Raw genomic sequence first — 248 nt, 5'->3', positions numbered from 1 at the left:
CTATTTCCCAACACTTCCTGCATCGAAATTAAAGTATCATCTAAACGATGAGGCGCTTCATAAAACATCATTGTAGTTTGTACATAACGAAGCTTTTCTAACTCCATCTTCCGTTCCTTTTTGTTTCTCTGCAAGAAACCATAGAAATAAAACTGCTTTGTTTCAAGACCGGATGCAATTAATGCTGTAAGGGCTGCATTTGCTCCAGGAAGCGGAATTACATGATATTGCTCAGCTACTGCCTCAAC

General features: G+C 39.1%; 1 protein-coding gene. It reads right to left on the bottom strand.

Annotated features, from left to right (window positions below; all coding sequences use genetic code 11):
• Nucleotides 1–248 (bottom strand): SAM-dependent methyltransferase (locus SB717_RS38385; RefSeq protein WP_486360817.1); only part of this gene is annotated, 248 nt, incomplete at both ends.

Origin of the sequence: Priestia sp. SIMBA_032 (assembly GCF_046535215.1) — a bacterium.
GTDB lineage: Bacteria > Bacillota > Bacilli > Bacillales > Bacillaceae_H > Priestia > Priestia aryabhattai.
This window is presented reverse-complemented; position numbering and strand designations above follow the sequence as displayed.